The organism is Paraburkholderia diazotrophica (genome assembly GCF_038900755.1).
Classification (GTDB): Bacteria; Pseudomonadota; Gammaproteobacteria; order Burkholderiales; family Burkholderiaceae; genus Paraburkholderia; species Paraburkholderia diazotrophica_A.
This window is the reverse complement of sequence record NZ_JBBPEN010000008.1, coordinates 16,709-36,448: the sequence shown is the minus strand read 5'-3', so window position 1 is coordinate 36,448 and position 19,740 is coordinate 16,709. Positions and strand designations below refer to the sequence as shown.

Annotated in this window: 19 protein-coding genes and 1 pseudogene; 15 read left to right on the top strand and 5 right to left on the bottom strand. The window is 62.3% G+C overall.

What is annotated here, in order from left to right; all coding sequences use genetic code 11:
• Positions 1-245: 245 nt before the first annotated feature.
• Positions 246-1,475: an acyltransferase gene (locus AABE10_RS23535; protein ID WP_342935646.1), complete on the top strand. Its 1,230-nt coding sequence runs from the start codon at positions 246-248 to the stop codon at positions 1,473-1,475.
• A 112-nt stretch (positions 1,476-1,587) separates the two neighbouring features.
• Here the strand turns inward: AABE10_RS23535 and AABE10_RS23530 are convergent, their stop codons facing one another.
• Positions 1,588-2,433: a polysaccharide deacetylase family protein gene (locus tag AABE10_RS23530; protein ID WP_342935645.1), complete on the bottom strand. Its 846-nt coding sequence runs from the start codon at positions 2,431-2,433 to the stop codon at positions 1,588-1,590.
• On the bottom strand, positions 2,430-3,539 hold the full coding sequence (locus tag AABE10_RS23525) for a glycosyltransferase family 4 protein (protein ID WP_342935920.1): 1,110 nt from the start codon (positions 3,537-3,539) through the stop codon (positions 2,430-2,432). Before AABE10_RS23525 ends, AABE10_RS23530 begins: the two co-directional genes overlap by 4 nt.
• Before the next feature lie 628 nt (positions 3,540-4,167).
• Between AABE10_RS23525 and AABE10_RS23515 the strand changes: the two are divergent.
• The 3 genes and pseudogenes from AABE10_RS23515 to groL all read left to right on the top strand — a co-directional run.
• Positions 4,168-4,398: pseudogene (locus AABE10_RS23515) on the top strand (transposase); the annotation flags it as partial.
• Between the two features lie 367 nt (positions 4,399-4,765).
• The gene (gene groES / locus AABE10_RS23510) at positions 4,766-5,056 is read left to right on the top strand and encodes a co-chaperone GroES (protein ID WP_342935644.1); all 291 of its coding nucleotides are present in this window, start codon (positions 4,766-4,768) and stop codon (positions 5,054-5,056) included.
• A gap of 43 nt (positions 5,057-5,099) precedes the next feature.
• Positions 5,100-6,740 carry a chaperonin GroEL gene (gene groL, locus AABE10_RS23505; protein ID WP_342935643.1) on the top strand — a complete coding sequence of 547 codons (1,641 nt, stop codon included), beginning with the start codon at positions 5,100-5,102 and terminating at the stop codon, positions 6,738-6,740.
• A 145-nt stretch (positions 6,741-6,885) separates the two neighbouring features.
• On the opposite strand, the gene cysC is transcribed toward groL, so the two are convergent.
• Positions 6,886-7,518 (bottom strand): adenylyl-sulfate kinase, encoded by a 633-nt coding sequence (cysC, locus tag AABE10_RS23500; RefSeq protein ID WP_428983378.1) that lies wholly within the window; start codon positions 7,516-7,518, stop codon positions 6,886-6,888.
• 414 nt (positions 7,519-7,932) lie between these two features.
• Positions 7,933-8,793, bottom strand: a complete 861-nt coding sequence (locus AABE10_RS23495) for a hydroxymethylpyrimidine/phosphomethylpyrimidine kinase (protein ID WP_342935642.1) — start codon at positions 8,791-8,793, stop codon at positions 7,933-7,935.
• Positions 8,794-9,053: 260 nt separating this feature from the next.
• On the opposite strand from AABE10_RS23495, the gene AABE10_RS23490 reads away from it, so the two are divergent.
• From AABE10_RS23490 to AABE10_RS23455, 8 genes are all read left to right on the top strand, one after another.
• Entirely contained in the window at positions 9,054-9,224 is a 171-nt protein-coding gene (locus AABE10_RS23490; protein ID WP_004186709.1) for a rubredoxin, read from the top strand.
• 435 nt (positions 9,225-9,659) lie between these two features.
• Positions 9,660-11,078 (top strand): hypothetical protein, encoded by a 1,419-nt coding sequence (locus AABE10_RS23485; RefSeq protein WP_342935641.1) that lies wholly within the window; start codon positions 9,660-9,662, stop codon positions 11,076-11,078.
• 264 nt (positions 11,079-11,342) lie between these two features.
• A complete protein-coding gene (locus tag AABE10_RS23480; protein ID WP_342935640.1) occupies positions 11,343-11,918 on the top strand; it encodes a YqgE/AlgH family protein in 576 nt (191 codons plus the stop codon).
• Entirely contained in the window at positions 11,915-12,355 is a 441-nt protein-coding gene (gene ruvX / locus AABE10_RS23475; RefSeq protein ID WP_342935639.1) for a Holliday junction resolvase RuvX, read from the top strand. Before AABE10_RS23480 ends, ruvX begins: the two co-directional genes overlap by 4 nt.
• Positions 12,342-12,854: a bifunctional pyr operon transcriptional regulator/uracil phosphoribosyltransferase PyrR gene (gene pyrR, locus AABE10_RS23470; protein WP_342935638.1), complete on the top strand. Its 513-nt coding sequence runs from the start codon at positions 12,342-12,344 to the stop codon at positions 12,852-12,854. The genes ruvX and pyrR overlap by 14 nt, the downstream gene beginning before the upstream one ends.
• 220 nt (positions 12,855-13,074) lie before the next feature.
• Complete coding sequence (locus AABE10_RS23465; protein WP_342935637.1) at positions 13,075-14,115, top strand: aspartate carbamoyltransferase catalytic subunit; 1,041 nt, start codon at positions 13,075-13,077, stop codon at positions 14,113-14,115.
• Positions 14,116-14,170: 55 nt separating this feature from the next.
• Positions 14,171-15,448, top strand: a complete 1,278-nt coding sequence (locus AABE10_RS23460) for a dihydroorotase (protein ID WP_342935636.1) — start codon at positions 14,171-14,173, stop codon at positions 15,446-15,448.
• A 60-nt stretch (positions 15,449-15,508) separates the two neighbouring features.
• The gene (locus AABE10_RS23455) at positions 15,509-16,363 is read left to right on the top strand and encodes a lysophospholipid acyltransferase family protein (RefSeq protein WP_342935635.1); all 855 of its coding nucleotides are present in this window, start codon (positions 15,509-15,511) and stop codon (positions 16,361-16,363) included.
• Positions 16,364-16,390: 27 nt separating this feature from the next.
• Here AABE10_RS23455 and AABE10_RS23450 read toward each other — a convergent pair whose 3' ends face one another.
• The gene (locus AABE10_RS23450; RefSeq protein ID WP_342935634.1) at positions 16,391-17,239 is read right to left on the bottom strand and encodes a symmetrical bis(5'-nucleosyl)-tetraphosphatase; all 849 of its coding nucleotides are present in this window, start codon (positions 17,237-17,239) and stop codon (positions 16,391-16,393) included.
• 60 nt (positions 17,240-17,299) lie between these two features.
• On the opposite strand from AABE10_RS23450, the gene AABE10_RS23445 reads away from it, so the two are divergent.
• From AABE10_RS23445 to rfbB, 3 genes are all read left to right on the top strand, one after another.
• Complete coding sequence (locus AABE10_RS23445) at positions 17,300-17,539, top strand: hypothetical protein (RefSeq protein WP_342935633.1); 240 nt, start codon at positions 17,300-17,302, stop codon at positions 17,537-17,539.
• Between the two features lie 33 nt (positions 17,540-17,572).
• On the top strand, positions 17,573-18,475 hold the full coding sequence (locus tag AABE10_RS23440) for an NAD-dependent epimerase/dehydratase family protein (protein ID WP_342935632.1): 903 nt from the start codon (positions 17,573-17,575) through the stop codon (positions 18,473-18,475).
• A gap of 197 nt (positions 18,476-18,672) precedes the next feature.
• Entirely contained in the window at positions 18,673-19,734 is a 1,062-nt protein-coding gene (gene rfbB, locus AABE10_RS23435; RefSeq protein ID WP_342935631.1) for a dTDP-glucose 4,6-dehydratase, read from the top strand.
• The last annotated feature ends 6 nt before the right edge of the window (positions 19,735-19,740 follow it).

Here is a 19,740-nt window from a genome sequence, read left to right as displayed (position 1 = left end):
CCTGTATCATATTTCATCGCGCTTAACGACGCATTTGAAAAGGCTTCGCAAGCATTCAATGCGCGGGAAAGAAGGTGCGACAACGTACAGACTTAAAGCAGGCCGTCCAAAGAATATTAGCGTGCTCGTATTGAACGAAACTTTCAATCGAGAATGTTTCGTTCAGAAAAATGCAAGCGTGTAGTGTGAGGGAAAGATAATTTCAATCAAAAAAGAAATATATCGGCCCGAAAGGGGAGAATAAATTGAACAGGACGTTTCCTGGACTGGATGCACTGCGAGCTTTGCTCGCATTCTATCTGGTTCTTTTTCATACATTGCCGTCGTATAAGGAATACGGGTCGATGCGTCTGTATGACGTGTTCGGATTCGGCGGCTACGCAACAAGCACGTTTTTCGTTTTGTCCGGATTTATTCTTTCGCACATTTATATCGGCGCGGAACCGCGGCGAGGATTTAGAGTTTCAGCGTCCCGATTTTTCATCAAGCGATTCAGCAGTCTTTATCCCATCCATATTTTCACCTTGCTGTTGACCATTGCACTGGCGCTTTTGAGTTCTCATCCGAACGATACGCTTTTGCAAACGATAGCGCCGCACACAAGGGGAGTGGATGAGGCCGTTTTGAACCTGCTCATGCAGCTTCTCTTGCTGCAGGCGTGGAATCCGTTTTATCTGTCGTACAACATCCCCGCGTGGTCGATTTCGACCTTGATGTTCTTCTATCTGGTATTTCCGGCAATCGCGCCGCGACTGATGAGGATTTCAAATAAAGCCGCAATGCTGCTCTCGGTGTGTGCGGTCTATCTCGTCGTTGCACTGGTTGCGATTGTGGAGAAGCGGCATGGCATCGGTGTAATTGGAATGCTTCATACGAACCCGCTACTCCGTCTTCCGGAATTCCTGGCGGGGATACTCGCATACGGCCTATTCGTCAAACATAGCGATGAGATCGCCGATACTGTCGCGCGCCATTGGCGCTATTTGCTCTCTTTGCTGGCAGTCGTTTTCTGCGTTGCGAGCTACGTGTATGCGAACGGCTCGTATTCGACACGGGTTCTGCTTCATAACGGCGCAATGCTGCCCACTCAAATAACCGTCGTGATCGTGTTTTCATGCTTGCTGCGCGACGTGTCGGCGCAGTCGCGTGAGTTTGTGCGTCGGCTCGGAAACGCGTCCCTGTCGATCTTTGCGCTTCAAAGCCCATTGTTCGACCTGTATGCAAAGATGGAAAAGATCCTGGACCTGCCATTCCCGATGCTCTCCTGTCTTGATCGCTTGCATCTGTGCACGCATATCGCGGGTGGAATACCGTTGCGGTTTTCCTTTTATCCCGTCTTTCTGGTGTTGATCGCCTGCGTGGCAATTGTCTTTCAGGAGAAGGTCGTCGCCCCCACGAGAACGTATGTGCGCCGCGCCCTGACGCGCGAGAAAATCGCGGCCGTGCCCGTGCATTCCGTCGTGTCGCCGGATTAGGATGGGTCGCGGCGGGCGTTTTTTATGCCGGGAGCTTCGGGTTTTTCCGATGCAGCGACATTAGGGCGAACGTCGTCGCAGTGGCCGCCACACTGACCGGCGCCCATCGGCTTCAGCGCTTGATTGCGAGGTAAGCCCGGCTGATTCCCGGACGGCTATGGACCCAGAGACGACTGGCAAGCCATGCCGCCGGCCTGTCCCGCACTTCAAGCCGCCTGATCGATCGCCCGGCTTCCGTTGGAAGAGGTTGCCGCTGGACTGGATTCGTGCCCCGGTCGCACGTATAAAAGTGCCGGAACCCGGCGGCGAGCGCGATCTCGCGGTAATCGTCGTCGTAATAGCCTTGCGGCCAGCAAAGATGGTCCGACACATCGCCAAGCCGCTGACGAAGTGTCGCGCGTGCTTTCACCAGATCGTCGCGCAGTCGTTCCCGTTTTTCGTCACGATCTTGTGTCAGCCGATCCCAGCGAGCATGCGTGTGCGTGTGGCTGTGGAACTCGAACGTGCCGGCGTGCCGCATCGCCTCGATTTCAGACCAGCGGAGGATCACATCGTCGGCCCGGCCTTGCTCGATGGCTGATTCACCCTCCTCGTGACCAAGCAGGCGCGGCAGCGTGGTGATGTCGTCATCTGCCACGTTAGTCCGGGGCGCTCCTTCGCCCGGCCACGCGCTTACAAGAAAGCAAAGCGCGCTGAAGCCGTGCCGCTGCAAAATGGGATGCGCATGCACCCAGTTGTCGAGATACCCATCGTCGAACGTGATGACGACCGACTTCGGCGGGACCGGCGCTCCCGCCAGGTAGTCCGCGAACTGGCGCGCGCTCAGCGTCCGGTAGCCAAGCTGCGCAAGACATGCAATCTGTTCGGCGAAATGCTCGGGCGTAACCGTGATCATGCCGGGCGACGTACTGACGTGGTGATACATCAGCACCGGAACCGCGCGCGCAACGTGTTTCATGACACCGGCCCCAGTCCGGCCAGTTTCCGATGGTAGTTTCGCTCGGTGAGGCATCGGCGGTAAAACGCGATCGTTTGATCTGCCATCTGCGCGATCGTGAAGCGCCCCATGATACGGCGCGCCTGCTCCCCAAGTCGCGTGCGCAGCGCACGATCGTCGAGCAGCCGCACGATCGCCGCCCTTAGCGAGACAGGATCTTTCGGAGGAACCAGCAACCCGTTGACGCTATCCTCAATCAGTTCCGGCACGCCGTCGACGCGCGTGCCGATGACCGCCAAGCCGCGCGACATGGCCTCGATGAACGACTGCCCGAGCGCTTCCTGATGAGTCGGCAGCACAAAAAAGTCGCTGCCTCGCAGCACATTCGGCACGTCTGCACGCAAACCGAGCAGATGGACCCGGCTACTCAGCCCCAACGCGTCGATACGGCTTCGGATTCGCGCAAAGCTCGGTCCGTCGCCGGCCATGACCAGATGCAATTCGGGCCGGCTTCCCAACAAAGGCCGCACCGCTTCAATCAGATCGTCGTGGCCTTTCTGGTCCCGCATCATCGCGACCATGCAGCCGATCACAGCGTCGGCGCCAAGGCCGAGTTCGCTGCGCAATGTCGATTCGATTTGCTGCTCGGGCTCGGGAACGCCATCATAAATGGTCGCAATCCGGTCATGATCGACACCGGCTGAGACCAGATATCGGTGCACGTACGAACTGACGGCGATCACACGGTGCGGAATCCACCGATACGTCGCCAGCGACGTGACCGGCAACGCCAGGTGCCGCGTCCTGACTATAAGTGGCGTACCGGCGGACCGGGCCGCGAATCCGGCAACGAGGGTGTCGTGACCGCTGTGCGTGTTGACCACATCGAATGCACGACGGCTCACAAGCGACCGAATCGCCACCATTGACGCAACATCGCCGCCAGTTCTCATGGGGGCGTGATGCACGGAAAAACCACCAGCCGCCGCGCGCCGGCCGAGCTCCGCCCTCGCCGGACAGACCAGCTCGACGGTATGCCCCCGCTCACGCAATGCGACCATCTCCTTTAATGTGCGAATCTCTTGGCCTCCCCACCCCGTTGAAGATTCGCTGTGCAAAATATCCATGCCCTGATCCATCCTTGAAATCTGCTTGTAAGCAACTGAATTTGCAGGCAAAAGTTCGTAATATACAGTAATTATTGTCGGCTTCTGTAATTTCTTGGTCTCCATGCAGAGAACAGAATCAAGATGCGAGCCGCTAGCCGACGTCGCGGGAAGCCCTGCGCGGCTCCTTCAGTCCTCCCTGGCTATTGAACAGCTACCCAATCAGGCCAGGTTGGCTGCTTAAGCATCGGAAGCTGCGGCTGAACGCGCTACGATCAGTGGCCGGATGGAGGTGTGCGCGGAAGTGGCGCTTTTCAGCGGGCGCAAGTTCCGCCCGGCGACTGATATCAGGAGCAATTGAAGGCGACAAAATGGCTGAAGCCTTCGATGATGCGTGTCATGAATTGGCGGCAGCGGGAGTGTGCATGCCACAGCGCGAGGGAACGGGCGAGCAAATCTCAAAAGCTCGATGCGCAGGCCATCATGACAACACCGATCGGAGAAGGCTGATACGACAGGGCGAATGAGCACCCGTCTAGAAGGACGATGTCTTGTTCGAGAGCCAGGCGGGAGTTCCGCACGTCTGGTTCAAAGAGCGGTACAGCAGTTTGCCGGCGGCTTCGTTTGCGAAATGGCCGAAATTCCTGACGACCACGCGAAATACCGACGCATCCTGCACGAGCGCAACATCCCCACCAGCATTGCGCGGCGCGGCCATCCGCACGGTAGCGGCCTTGGAAAAGTCCGTTGGGTTGTCGAACGTACACATTCCTGGCTGCATCATTTCCGTCGTCTACGTATTCGTTTCGAACGTCGCGCTGACATCCACGAAGCGTTCCTCAAGCTCGGCTGTTGCTTGATCTGCTGGAACACTTTTTAGCGAGCCCAACAGACTTTATGAAACCGTCTCTAAGGGTTTCCACTGAGCTTCCGCGGGCGGCATCGCTGCCCATCAAAAGTGACGGACGAGGGTAGGGCTGCCGCGCCATATGAGGGTGACGAGGAGCCTTAAGCTATTGTATCGACTGAATATTGCCCTCTTGGCGCTCTGCACGACGTTAAAGGACGGGAACAAAGTTCTGGCTCACTCAGACCTCGATTCCGATCCGACGCCCCTTCTTGAAAATGTAATTCCCCGTCCATATAATTAGCACTCACTGCACGAGAGTGCTAACAACTTCGCCGGCTGGCTCAGCCAGCTGGCTTTCCTCAGCGTACTTCAGTCCCAATCAAGAGAGGATATATCCATGAACCTTCGTCCTTTGCATGATCGCGTGATCGTCAAGCGTCTGGATCAGGAAACCAAGACCGCATCGGGCATCGTGATCCCCGACGCAGCAGCAGAAAAGCCGGATCAAGGCGAAGTGCTGGCCATCGGCCCGGGCAAGCGTGACGACAAGGGCAACCCGATCGCGCTCGACGTGAAGGTCGGCGATCGCGTCCTGTTCGGCAAGTACGCAGGCCAGACCGTCAAGGTCGACGGCAGCGAACTGCTGGTAATGCGCGAAGAAGACATCATGGCCGTTGTCAACAAGTAAGCACTTGTTCCGGTTCAATCTCAAGAATTCAAGGAGTTAGAAGATGGCAGCTAAAGACGTCGTGTTCGGCGATTCCGCCCGTGCCAAGATGGTTGAAGGCGTGAACATTCTCGCCAACGCAGTGAAGGTTACGCTGGGTCCGAAGGGCCGTAACGTTGTTCTCGAGCGCAGCTTCGGCGGCCCGACGGTCACGAAGGACGGCGTGTCGGTCGCGAAGGAAATCGAACTGAAGGACAAGCTTCAGAACATGGGCGCGCAAATGGTCAAGGAAGTTGCTTCCAAGACCAGCGACAACGCCGGTGACGGTACGACGACGGCAACCGTTCTGGCCCAGTCGATCGTTCGCGAAGGCATGAAGTACGTCGCATCGGGCATGAACCCGATGGACCTGAAGCGCGGCATCGACAAGGCCGTCGCTGCAGCAATCGAAGAGCTGCGCAAGATCAGCAAGCCCTGCACGACGAACAAGGAAATCGCGCAAGTCGGCGCGATCTCGGCGAATAGCGACGCGTCGATCGGCGATCGCATCGCTGAAGCAATGGACAAGGTCGGCAAGGAAGGCGTCATCACCGTCGAAGACGGCAAGTCGCTGCAAGACGAGCTCGACGTTGTCGAAGGCATGCAGTTCGACCGCGGCTACCTGTCGCCGTACTTCATCAACAATCCGGACAAGCAAGTCGCTGTTCTGGAAAACCCGTTCGTGCTGCTGCACGACAAGAAGGTTTCGAACATCCGTGATCTGCTGCCGGTTCTGGAGCAAGTCGCGAAGGCTGGCCGTCCGCTGCTGATCATCGCTGAAGACGTCGAAGGCGAAGCGCTCGCTACGCTGGTCGTCAACAACATCCGCGGCATTCTGAAGACCGTTGCTGTGAAGGCTCCGGGCTTCGGCGACCGTCGCAAGGCAATGCTGGAAGACATCGCGATCCTGACGGGTGGCCAGGTCATCGCTGAAGAAACCGGCCTGTCGCTGGAAAAGGCTACGCTGCAAGAGCTGGGTCAAGCGAAGCGCATCGAAGTGGGCAAGGAAAACACGACGATCATCGACGGCGCTGGCGAAGCAGCAAGCATCGAAGCACGCGTGAAGCAAGTGCGCACGCAGATCGAAGAAGCGACGTCGGACTACGACCGTGAAAAGCTGCAAGAGCGCGTGGCCAAGCTGGCCGGCGGCGTTGCAGTGATCAAGGTTGGAGCCGCGACCGAAGTCGAAATGAAGGAAAAGAAGGCACGTGTCGAAGACGCACTGCACGCAACGCGCGCAGCTGTGGAAGAAGGCATCGTGGCTGGCGGCGGCGTCGCGCTGATCCGCGCTCGCAGCGCAATTGCTGGTGTGAAGGGCGACAACGCTGACCAGGACGCAGGCATCAAGATCGTGCTGCGCGCGATGGAAGAGCCGCTGCGCCAGATCGTCACGAACGGCGGCGAAGAAGCCAGCGTCGTGGTGGCAGCTGTTTCTGCCGGCAAGGGCAACTACGGCTACAACGCGGCAACGGGCGAGTACGGCGACCTGGTCGAAGCCGGTGTCGTCGATCCGACGAAGGTGACGCGCACGGCGCTGCAAAACGCAGCTTCCGTCGCGGGCCTGCTGCTGACGACGGACGCTGCTGTTTGCGAACTGCCGAAGGAAGATGCACCGATGCCTGGCGGCATGCCCGGCGGCATGGGCGGCATGGGCATGGACATGTAATTTCCGGCAACGGAAATGCATGCGGGAGGCGCGTCGCAAGGCGTGCTTCCCAAAAACAAAAAACCCGCAGCGATGCGGGTTTTTTGTTTTGCGCTTCCGGCAGGCAAGCGGTGTTCTTGCGTACGGCGCCGCTGTGCCGATTGCGTCAGCGCTTCAGCAGAAAGTGCGCGCCCAGATGATCGAGCACGCACGACACACTGGCGGCTTCCGTTTCCACGGCTGTTTCGAGAAGCAGGTCTGGATTTTCAGGCGGTTCATAGGGCGCGGATATGCCCGTGAACGACCTGATGGTTCCCGCAATCGCCTTCGCATAGAGGCCCTTCGGATCGCGTTTCGCGCAATCGTTTGCCGAAGCGGATAAATAAGTTTCGACAAATCGCTCGCGTCCGATGATGTCGCGGGCCATCGCCCTGTCGTCGCGCATCGGCGAAATAAGCGCGGCAATCACGATCAGGCCTGCGTCGTTCATCAGTTGCGCGACATGCGCGACCCGCCGGATATTTTCCCGGCGATCTTCCTTCGAAAAACCCAGATCGCTCGTGAGGCCGTGACGAACATTGTCGCCGTCGAGCACGTAGCACGCATGGCCCATCGACATGAGTTCGCGTTCCAGATGAAACGCAATGGTCGATTTGCCGGCTCCCGACAGGCCGGTCAGCCACACGGTGACGGGCTTGTGTCCGAACATCAGCGCGCGGTCGGGTTCCGTGATCGTTCCATTGAAACGACGCACAAACGGCTGGACGGGTTGGACGCGTTGGGCGGGCGTTTCACCGATCTCACGTGCGGCGCGGTTGTTCGTTGCGTCGTCGCGCGCGTGAGATGGCCTCGGTTCAGTGTTGTAGGTGCCGCCAGGGCAAACGTTTTCCAATTCGGCTATTTCCTTTTCTTCGACCGAAGGAGTTCAACAGCCTGCCTTCGACACTGCCCGAATGGACGCTCGGGTGCGAATCGCAGCTTGCGCGGGCAAGTGAATAAAGACAGGCGGGGACAGAGTTCAACTTTACAGTTCGTAACTCTAATCCATTAGATTTAACGTTGCTGTAACGCTTGATTACGGAAGTAATATCCGGCTTGCCAATTCATGCTTGACTATCGGATTGGTGTGAACGCGGGTGATGCGGCTGCGCCCTCCGCAAGCTGCGAGCGAAGGGCGACGGCACGGAACGGGGAGAGCGCGCGACCCGACGGGTCAGTGCCGCGCCTCGCCCGGCGGCGTCTCCTTGCCTCCGGCAAGCGGCACGTCTTCATCGCTGCTGCGTGCCCAGAAGAAGCGGTCCGGCAAGTAAGCGCCCATGCCCGGGCGAAACGCGGCCTGCGTCGCCTGGAACAGATACTCCTGCGCTTCACGCACGGCTTCGGCGGGCTCCTGGCCATTCGCCAGCAGCGCGGCGATCGCGGCGCCGAGCGTATCCGTGATGCCCATGACGCGCTGCTGGGCGCGATCCCACATGTCCTGCCGTATCTGGCCGTCGTCGCTGAATAGTGTATTGACGAGCCGGTGCGTGCCCGTTTCCGTCGACAGGATGTATTCGCACCCTTGCGACAGCAGATGCGAGATTGCGGCATCGAGCGTCGGCGCTTCGGCGTCGCCGTCCGGTTGCGCAAGCGCGAGCAGCGCGGTGGTGTCCGCGACGAGCAGCGTCGTCTGCGGCGCCAGCAGATCGGCGATCGCCTCGCGCAATTCGTCGGCGGCGAGCACGTGTTCGTCGTCGAGCGTGAAGTCGGGAGCGAGGATCAGCGGGATGTCGTCGTAATCGGCGACCACTTCGGCGATTGCGCTGACCACTTCCGCACGCGTCGCCGCGCCGACCTTGAACGCGGCGATGGGCATGTCTTCCAGCAGCATCCGCGCCTGCGTAGCGACGACTTCCGGGTCGAGCCCGGTCACTTCGTCGCAGTTCGCCGAGTCGCGCACCGTGTAGCCGGTCAGCACGGACACGCCGTGGCAGCCCATGCTGGCAAGCGTCATCAGGTCGGCTTGCAGCCCGGCGCCGCCCGTCGGATCGGAGAGGCCGAAGGTGAGAACGATGGGAGGGGTGTCGCTGGCCATGAAATCTTTGATGAGTCGATAAGCGGGACGTTCGTGGGCCGTAGCGCGCGAGGCGCCGATGGGGCCCGCAGACGGCTCAATTATGCGGCTTTATCTCGGCATCCGGCATTTTTTCGCATCATGCAGCCTGTCCCATCATAGATAAAGCGGCCACGGGGCCCGCGCGGAGCCGCTCGGGCCCCGCATCCGCTAGGCATAGTGGCGGCAACACGGTACCATCATGGCTCCCGTTTCCACGGACTTTTCGACGCGACTCAAGAATGGAATATAAGAGCTGGATGTGCCTGATCTGCGGCTGGATCTACGACGAAGAAGCCGGTCTGCCAGAGGAAGGAATCGCGCCGGGCACGCGCTGGGAAGATGTCCCCATCAACTGGACCTGCCCCGAGTGCGGCGCGCGCAAGGAAGACTTCGAGATGGTCCAGATCTGAGCGACCCATCGTTCGGCGACGGGCGGCATCTGTTTGCCCGTCGTACACGCGAAGGGCTGCAAGACCCGAATTGCATGTTTTCGCGCGGAATGGAACATCCGTGCACACGCGGTGTCGCAGGTAACGCGTCACCGGGCTTTCATTGCGCTTTATGGTGCGCTATTGCGCCTGATTGTGGTTTTGGTCCAGCAGGTGCCGTCTCGTCGGCGTCGACGTTTGCCGGCGATCGCCGATATGCGCGACGGGTGCGCTTGCCGTCTCGCGTAGCCGTTGCCGCCCGCCCGTCGTATCGCGTCTTCGGGTCTTCGAAAGACGCGGCGCCGTTTCGGTGAGGCGTCCGATGGCCCTGCGGTTGCTTTACTTTCGCCACTGCGGCAATTCGGGCGGCGCCGTGCCGGTGTCCGCCTGACATGCCGGCGTACCTGCAGCCTGCTCATGACTCCTCGATCCGCATCGCCCGATACGCTCGACGCTTTACCGAACCCCCGTGGCGGCGCTGTCCGTCCGGTGGAACAGGCTATTGCCGATGCTCTCGACGCCTTCGACGAGCGTCGCGAGATGACTGCGCAACTGCTCGTCGCAGTGCGCGCGCTGCGCGAGGCGGGTTGGGTGGCCGCGCAACGTTTCACCGACGCGTTGCTGCTGGTATCGCCGATGGCCGCCAGCGGTCTCCTTGACGAGGCCCCCGCGCGCGCCACGTTCGGCGCGGCGTTGCACGCGTTTCACGCGGCGCTGGAGCGGCGCAATCTGCGCGAGCTGAGTTGCTCGCCTTCGCTGTTCTCGCACTACCAGGCGCTCAGCACGCATATCGCGCAGCACACGCCCGGCTACAGCGTGACCTTCGAGGACATCGCGCTGGCCAGCCGGCCGATTCCGCCCGTCACGCTGCGCTCGCAGTCTGCCGCGCGTCTCGCGCATGCGCGGGCGCGTTACGAGCGGGCGCTGCTGCCCGTGCTGCGTTCGAAGGGCAACGTCGGCGCGAGCGCCGCGGTGGCGGGCGCCGTCAACGCCGCGCTCGGCGAGCTCGATGCGTGCCTTGCCGAACTGGCGGGCCCTGATCCATACGACTTCTGGCGTCTCGCGTCCGCCTGTGCCCGCGCGCTGCGTACACGCGGCCTGTCCATCGAAGACGCCGAGACGCGGCGTTTCTATGCGCGCTGCAATCTGGCGCTCGCGGACGCCGCGCGGGGCATCCCCCTTGCGCCGCGCTCGCTCGTGCGCGCGACGCTCGCGCTTCTGTGGCGCGACTACGCGCTTTTCGGCGCGGCCGCCGAAGACACCGAACACGTGGAACTGCTGCGCGACTATGGCCTGACGGTGGACTGGCACGTTGCGGGCACGCAGGCATCGGAGGCGTTGTGGGAGGCGGGCGCGCACCAGGCCGAGGCATTGGCCTTGACCGCGCACGTCGCGATGACGCGCGAGCTGGGCGTGCTGACGGTCAATGCCAACGCCTATGAGAACTTCCTGCAAACGGCGGATGGCGCGATCGTCGCGTTGACCGACCATGCGCGCGCTGCGGACAATCCGCAGAAGGCCGACCCGAGCGCCGCGCTGCAGGCGGGCGATGCCGCGTACCGGCTGGGCGCGGCGGCGTCCGCGCTCGGACTGGGACAGGTGGCGCTGCTCGCCGATGCGCTCGGGCTTGCGTGGCGTCGTCGCGCGCATGCCGGCGTGTCGACGCCCGCGGTTCGCGCACACGTCGTCGTCGACGCGCCCGGCGCGCCTTCGCTCGAAGCCGCCGTCGAGGCGCTGCGCGCGATGTTGCACAAGGTGGCGGCGGGTGTCGCGCCGCAATCCGCGACGAGCGCTCTCGCGTCGCTCACGCACGCGATCGAACAGGGCGGCGCGTAGCGGGTCGAAGGCTCACGCGGGTTGAACAGGGACGGTCACTTGTCCTATGCCATCTGCCGCTCGATAGCGCACGTTCCACTTGCCCGGCAAGGGGGAAGCGCGTGATAGAGTGCAGTTTCATGAACTGCGGTTCTTGCCGTCCGCGCACCGATGCACACCGGTTGCGCACAGGTTGCAAGCGTGGCGCGCGGTACGATCCGGCAGGCCTCCGTGTGTGAGCCCGGAAGGCCGCAGTTGCGCACCGTCTTTGCTAAAATTCGACCTATGCCCAAGAGTAACGATCGCATCAATCTGACCAACCAGTTCCTGATCGCCATGCCGAACATGGCGGACCCCACGTTTTCAGGAACGGTGGTCTACCTTTGCGATCACAGCGAGCGTGGCGCGCTTGGCCTCGTCATCAACCGGCCAACCGACATCGACCTTCAGGCGCTCTTCAATCGCATCGATCTCAAGCTCGAAATCGAACCTCTGCTGCATGTCCCCGTGTACTTCGGCGGCCCCGTGCAAACAGAACGCGGCTTCGTGCTGCATGACGCATCGGAAAGCACGTATACGTCGTCGATGCAGGTGCCGGGCGGGCTCGAAATGACCACGTCGAAAGACGTGCTGGAAGCCGTCGCGAGCGGGAAGGGCCCGCAGCGCTTCCTGCTGACGCTCGGTCATGCCGGCTGGGGCGCGGGCCAACTGGAAGATGAAATCTCGAAGAACGGCTGGCTCACCGTTCAGGCCGATCCGAAGATCGTGTTCGACGTGCCCGCCGAAGACCGCTTCGAAGCCGCGCTCGCACTGCTCGGTATTTCGTCGTCGATGCTCTCCGGCGAAGCGGGTCACGCATGAGCGACATAGCCGGACGTGAAGCGACGCTGCTTGCGTTCGACTATGGCGAAAAACGCATCGGCGTGGCCGTCGGCAATTCACTGACGCGCAGCGCGCGGCCCCTCGTCGTTTTGCAAAACCGCAATCGCGAATACCGTTTCGAAGCCGTCGGCAAGCTGATCGACGAATGGAAGCCCGATGCGCTCGTCGTCGGGCTGCCGATGCATCCCGACGGCACCGCGCACGAACGAACCCAGCTTGCGAAGCGCTTCGGCAATCAGCTGAACGGGCGCTTCAATCTCCCCGTCTCGTGGGTCGACGAGCGCTATTCGTCGGTCGAAGCAGAGGCGGGCATTCGTAGCGGGTCGAGACAGGCCGGCATGCTCGACGCCGAAGCCGCGTGCATCATTCTTCAGCAATATCTGGACGGACTTTCCGACGATCATGAGTCCCATTGACGCCGAGGCGCTTTATCGCGCCGTGCTCGAACAGATTCGCGCCGCATACGGTGACACGCTGGGCGGTCCCGACGGCGCGGTGCTCGCTGGCATCTACAGCGGCGGCGCGTGGCTCGCCGAGCGCCTCGCCAAAGACCTGAACGTCGCGACATTCGGCGTCGTCAACGTCGCGCTGCATCGCGACGACTACGCGAAGAAAGGTCTGCACACGCAGGCGAGCCCGACTTCGTTGCCGTTCGAAGTCGACAACCGCCGCATCGTGCTCGTCGACGATGTGCTGTACACGGGCCGCACCGTGCGCGCCGCATTGAACGAACTGTACGACTATGGGCGTCCCGCATCCGTCGAACTCGCCGTGCTCGCCGACCGGGGCGGGCGAGAGTTGCCGGTGGCCGCGCGCTTCGTCGGCGGCACGATCGAGGTGCCGGCCAATACGACGCTCGTGCTCGCGCGCAACGGCGAGCGCTTCACGTTTCACACCGAGCCGCGCGCGGATTGAGCGCGGGCGCATTAGCGGGATCAGCATCATTCGCGGCAGCAAATCAAACGTGCTGGTGCGCATCGCGGGCGTAGCGCATGTAATACACGCGAGCGCGACGCGAAGAGATCCTATCTCCCGGCAGCATTCGAAAGGCGGCATCGCAAGCAGCACTCCGGCGCAGCGCACCAGGCATCACGCAAAGCATCACCCGCAGTCCCAAGTCTGATCCAGGAACACCATGAACACGCCCAACCCGGTTTCCCAAGGTTCCACCGATTCGACCGCGAGCGCCGCATCAGCGGACCGTTTTCGCTACGGTTTCCTGAAGGGCAATCCGCAGCTCACGAAGAACGGCGAGCTGAAGCATCTGCTGACAATCGAAGGCTTGCCGCGCGCGATCGTCAGCCACATTCTCGATACGGCCGAGCAGTTCGTCAGCGTGACCGACCGCGAGGTAAAGAAGGTGCCGCTGTTGCGCGGCAAGTCGGTATTCAATCTGTTCTTCGAAAACTCGACGCGCACGCGCACCACGTTCGAGATTGCCGCGAAGCGGCTGTCGGCGGATGTGATCAATCTGAACATCAACGCTTCGTCGACGAGCAAGGGTGAGTCGCTGCTCGACACGATCAACAATCTGTCGGCGATGCATGCCGACATGTTCGTCGTGCGTCACGCGTCGAGCGGCGCGCCGTATCTGATCGCCGAGCACTGCGCGCCGCACGTGCACGTGATCAACGCCGGCGACGGCCGGCACGCGCATCCCACGCAGGGTCTGCTCGACGTGTACACGATCCGCCACTACAAGCGCGATTTCACGAATCTGCGCGTGGCGATCGTCGGCGACATTCTGCATTCGCGCGTCGCGCGCTCCGACATTCACGCGCTCACCACGCTCGGCGTGCCGGAAGTGCGCGCGATCGGTCCGCGCACGCTGCTGCCGGGCGGTCTCGAGCAGATGGGCGTGCGCGTGTTCCACAACCTCGACGAAGGGCTGAAGGACGTCGACGTGATCATCATGCTGCGTCTGCAGAACGAGCGGATGAGCGGCGCGCTGCTGCCGTCGGCGCAGGAGTACTTCAAGAGCTGGGGGCTGACGCCCGAGCGTCTCGCGCTCGCGAAGCCCGATGCGATCGTGATGCACCCGGGTCCGATGAACCGCGGCGTCGAAATCGATTCGCAGGTCGCGGACGGTCCGCAATCGGTGATCCTTAATCAGGTGACGTTCGGCATCGCTGTGCGCATGGCGGTGATGGGCATCGTCGCGGGCAACAACGACTGATTCGCGCGCAGTTCGCGCAATCACATCGGGCACAGGCAGGCAAAAAAGGCAGCGCATGAAGATTCATATTCGAGGCGGCACGCTGATCGACCCGGTCGCGGGCACCGAGCAGCAACAGGACGTATTCATTGCGGCGGGCAAGATCGTCGCGCTCGGCAGCGCGCCTGCCGATTTCAACGCGGCAAGGACAATCGATGCGAAGGGCCTGTATGTGGCGCCCGGATTCGTCGATTTGTCGGCACGGCTGCGCGAGCCCGGCTACGAGCACAAGGCGACGCTCGAATCGGAAATGGCTGCGGCGCTCGCGGGCGGCGTGACGACGCTCGTTTGTCCGCCCGACACCGATCCCGTGCTCGACGAGCCGGGTCTCGTCGAAATGCTCAAGTTCCGCGCGCGCAATCTGAACCGCGCGCATGTGTATCCGCTGGGTGCGCTGACGGTCGGCCTCAAGGGGCAGGTGATCACCGAGATGGTCGAGCTGACGGAAGCGGGCTGCATCGGCTTCTCGCAGGCCGATACGCCCATCGTCGATACGCAGGTGCTTCTGCGCGCGCTGCAGTACGCGAACACGTATGGCTATACCGTGTGGCTGCGTCCGCAGGATGCGTATCTCGCGAAGGGCGGCGTCGCGGCGAGCGGGCCGCTTGCGTCGCGCCTCGGGCTGTCGGGCGTGCCCGTATCGGCGGAAACGATCGCGCTGCACACGATTTTCGAACTCGTCCGCGTGACGGGCGCGCGCGTGCATCTGTCGCACGTGTCGTCGGGCGCGGGCGTCGCGCTGATGCGCGCAGCGAAGGCGGAAGGCTTGTCCGTCACTTGCGACGTCACGATCAATCACGTGCATCTGATCGACATCGACATCGGCTATTTCGATTCGCAGTTCCGGCTCGATCCGCCGCTGCGCTCGCAACGCGACCGCGAGGCGATTCGCGCGGGTCTGCTCGACGGCACGATCGACGCGATCTGCTCGGACCACACGCCCGTCGACGACGACGAAAAGCTGCTGCCGTTCGCCGAGGCGACGCCGGGCGCAACGGGGCTCGAGCTGCTGCTGTCGCTAACGATCAAGTGGGCGGACGAGGCGGGCGTTTCGCTCGCGAAGGCATTGAACCGCGTCACGGCCGCGCCCGCCGACGTGTTGAAGCTGCCCGTGGGACGCATCGAAGCGGGCGCAACCGCCGACCTGTGCGTGTTCGACCGCGGCGCGCATTGGCGCGTCGAGCCTCGCGCGCTGAAGAGCCAGGGGCACAACACGCCGTTCCTCGGCTACGAGTTGCCTGCGCGGGTGCGTGCGACGGTGGTCGGCGGGCAGGTTGCGTTCGAGCAGCGCTGAGGCCGGACGTCGGCAGAGAAGAAGCTCCGAAGGATCGGAAGGTATGCGGAAACTCTTACCATGAAGCTCGCATTTCGCAAGGTTCGGCTGGTCGTGCATCTGCTGCACGGCATGTGGACCGTCTGGACGCGTTTTCCTCGTGCGACTGCGCGGCAGCGTCTGGAACTGAATCGCGCCTGGTCGCTGCGCATGCTGCAACTGTGCGGCATGCGCCTCGTCGTGCACAACGATGGCGTGCGGCTCAATGAAGGCGTGCTGGTCGTCGCGAATCATATTTCGTGGATCGACATCTACGTGATCAACGCGTGGCGGCCGACGCCATTCGTGTCGAAGGCGGAAATCCGCAAGTGGCCCGTCGTCGGCTGGTGCGCGCAGCAACTGGGCACCGTGTTCATCCAGCGCGAGAAGCGCAGCGACGCGAAACGCATCATGCACGAACTCGCCGACCGGCTGAACTCGGGCGAACTGATGTGCGTGTTTCCGGAAGGCACCACGTCCGACGGCACTCAACTGCTGCCGTTTCACGCGAACATGTTTCAGGCGCCCGTATCGGCGTCACGCCCCGTGCAGCCGCTGTGCCTGATGTATGAAGATGCGCGGGGCCGGCAATCGACGGCGCCTGCGTATATCGGCGAGATGTCGCTTGGCGAATCGCTTGATGCGCTGTTGCGCGGCGGGCCGTTGACCGCGCATGTGTATGTCGGCGCGCCGCTCGCGCCGGGTGCCGACCGGCGCGTGCTGGCGGCGGAGGCGCAGGCTTCCGTGCAAGCGGCGCTCGCCGCATTGCAAGACCCGGAGGCGCGCCGCTCCGGACAGATCGCCGGCCGGACTCAGGAGTTCATCGACGCGAACTCGAACAGCACGACGGAACCGCTGGACGGCGGTTCGGACGTCGATTTGACGCGTCACGCGTAACGCGATCAGGCTCCGATCACGCGCCGCTCAACCCGCGTCGGCGCGGCAGCCTTCGCATTCCACCTGCGTGACCGTGCGTTCGGCGGGCGACTGCGCCAGCCGGACGGCTGTCAGCTGCGCGCCCCACACGCAGCCCGAATCGAGGCCGATCAGATTGTCGCGGATCATCAGGCCGAGCGCGGCCCAGTGTCCGAACACGACCGTGATGTCTTCCGTCTTGCGCTCGGGCACGTCGAACCACGGCATGAAGCCCTTCGGCGCAGAGCCGATGCCGCCGCTCGACGAGAAATCCATCGCGCCGTCGGCATCGCAAAAGCGCATGCGCGTGAGCGCGGTGCAGGTCAGACGCAGGCGGTCGATGCCTTTCAGGCTCGGCTTCCATCGGTTCGGCTCGTTGCCGTACAGGCCCGCGAGCGTCTCTTTCCAGCCCGGCGCGCGTAACGCGCGTTGCAGTTCATCGGCGAGTTCCAGCGTCAGATCGACGTCCCATTGCGGCAGCACGCCCGCATGCACGAGCAGCATGCCGTTGTCGTAGTGCGCAAGCGGCCGGTGGCGAATCCAGTGCAGCAGATCTTCGGCATCGGGCGCGGCAAGGATTTCGTCGATCGTGTCGCCTTTCTTCGACTTGCGGATGCCCGCCGACACCGACAGCAGATGCAGGTCGTGATTGCCCAGCACGGGAACCGCGCGTTCGCCGAGCGCGATGATGTCGCGCAGCGTCGCAAGCGATTCGCCGCCCCGATTGATCAGATCGCCCGCGAACCACAGCGGCGCATCGGCGGGCGGCGCAGCCTTTGCGAGAAGTTGCTGGAACTGGGTGCGGCAGCCCTGCAGATCGCCGAAAGCGAGGGGAGGGGAGCTGGTGGAAACGGTCATCGGGAGAATGGGTGGTTCCAAAGGACGGCAGTGTCGTGACATGACGGATGCCCGCTCGATATGCGAACGGACAGACCGCAGACAACCCGCGCCGCACAACCCGACATCATAGCGCGTGCCCGTGACACCGTCGTTGAGCGCTCGAGTCTCGACGTCGCCGACATCGCGCCGACGGCGCAATTACAGAAATATTTTTTGATTTTTTCGGATTTTTTGAGGATTTTCTGGCCGTCAAACTCGCTTTTCGCGCCTGAGGAATGGAGCGGGCCGATTTATTCGTCCAATCGGCCGGTCGCCTAAACGGCGAGCATTTCAGAGCAGGGGAGGAAGGGTTTGCGGCATCCGTCTGAGCGGGTCATCCATCGTGTGCTCCTTACGGGGGCGAGCGGTTTCACCGGTGCCTACGTTCGCGAGGAACTGGCCGACACGGGCTATGAGGTCATCGGCACGACGGCGGGCGCGCCCGAGCCCGGCGAGCGCACCCTCGACATCACGTCGCTGCCCGATTGCCGCCGCGTGATCGGCGAACTGAAACCCGCATTCATCGTGCATCTGGCGGCGATCAGCTTCGTCGCGCATGACGACCCGTTGGATCTATACAACGTCAACGTGATCGGCACGACGAACCTGCTGCAGGCGTGCGTCGACGTCGGCCACGAGCCGCGCAAGATCCTGATCGCGAGCAGCGCGAACGTCTATGGCAACGCGGAGGGCGTCGTCGACGAAGCTACCGCGCCCGCGCCCGTCAACCACTACGCGGCGAGCAAGCTGGCGATGGAGCATCTGGTGCGGACATGGTTCGATCGCCTGCCCATCGTTGTCACGCGGCCCTTCAATTACACGGGACGCGGGCAATCGGAGCGTTTCCTGGTTCCCAAAATCGTTTCCCATTTCGTCCGGCGGCGGCCGTTTATCGAGCTGGGAAATCTCGACGTCGCGCGCGACTTTTCCGATGTGCGGATGGTGTCGACCGCCTATCGGGCGCTGCTGGAATCGCCGGTTGCGGGGGAGACGCTCAACGTCTGCAGCGGCAGGCCGCGCACGCTGACGGATATCGTCAATATGGTGCGGGAAGCGACGGGGCACGATCTGGAGGTTCGCGTCAATCCTGCGTTCGTGCGTCAAAACGAGGTCAGGGTGCTGGTGGGTTCGGCCGAACGGCTGAACCGCGTGGTGCCGGAGATGCCCGCCATCGGGCTCGAAGACACCATCGACTGGATGCTTGCTCTGGCCTGACTTACAAAACGTCTCAGTTTGTTAGCACGCTGGTGTTTCGCATTGACACCTTTATAATTGCCCGTTGCAAAACCACGCGCCTCGCGCGCGGGCCGGTCAACGTTGCCGGAGTCCGGGCCACTCGGGTAAAGGCTGCCGGGTTTTCGGCGGCTGCGACTACCGGCCACTCGTTCGAGAAAATTTCTAGAAGGAATCCCATGATCCTGGTAACGGGCGGTGCCGGCTTTATCGGCGCCAATTTCGTGCTTGAATGGCTGAACGCCTCCGATGAGCCAGTCCTCAATCTGGACAAGCTCACTTATGCCGGTAATCTGGGCACCTTGAAGTCGCAGCAGGACAATCCCCGTCACGTGTTCGTCCGCGCCGACATCTGCGACCGCGCGACGCTCGACGCACTCTTTGCCGAGCACAAGCCGCGCGCAGTGCTGCACTTTGCAGCCGAAAGCCACGTCGATCGCTCGATCCACGGACCGGCGGACTTCGTGCAGACCAACGTCGTCGGCACGTTCACGCTGCTCGAAGCAGCCCGTGCTTACTGGAGCGCGCTGAACGATGCGGACAAGGCCGCTTTCCGCTTCCTGCATGTGTCGACGGACGAGGTCTTCGGTTCGCTGTCCGCAACCGATCCGCAATTCTCCGAAACCACGCCCTATGCGCCGAACAGCCCTTATTCGGCGACCAAGGCGGGCTCCGATCATCTCGTGCGCGCGTATCACCACACGTATGGCCTGCCCGTGCTGACGACGAACTGCTCGAACAATTACGGCCCCTACCAGTTCCCCGAAAAGCTGATCCCGCTGATGATCGCGAACGCGCTCGGCGGCAAGCCGCTGCCCGTCTACGGCGACGGTCAGAACGTGCGCGACTGGTTGTACGTCGGCGACCACTGCAGCGCGATCCGCGAAGTGCTCGCGCGCGGCGTGCCGGGCGAGACGTATAACGTCGGCGGCTGGAACGAGAAGAAGAACCTCGAAGTCGTGCACACGCTGTGCGACCTGCTGGACCAGCAGCGGCCGAAAGCGAAGGGCTCGTATCGCGATCAGATCACGTATGTGAAGGACCGTCCGGGCCACGATCGCCGCTATGCGATCGATGCGCGCAAGCTCGAGCGCGAGCTTGGCTGGAAGCCGGCCGAAACGTTCGAGACGGGGCTTGCGAAGACCGTCCAGTGGTATCTCGACAACCAGGAATGGGTCGACGAAGTCGCTTCGGGCGAGTACCGCAAGTGGGTCGAAACCAACTACGCGCAGCGCGCGTAAGGGCGG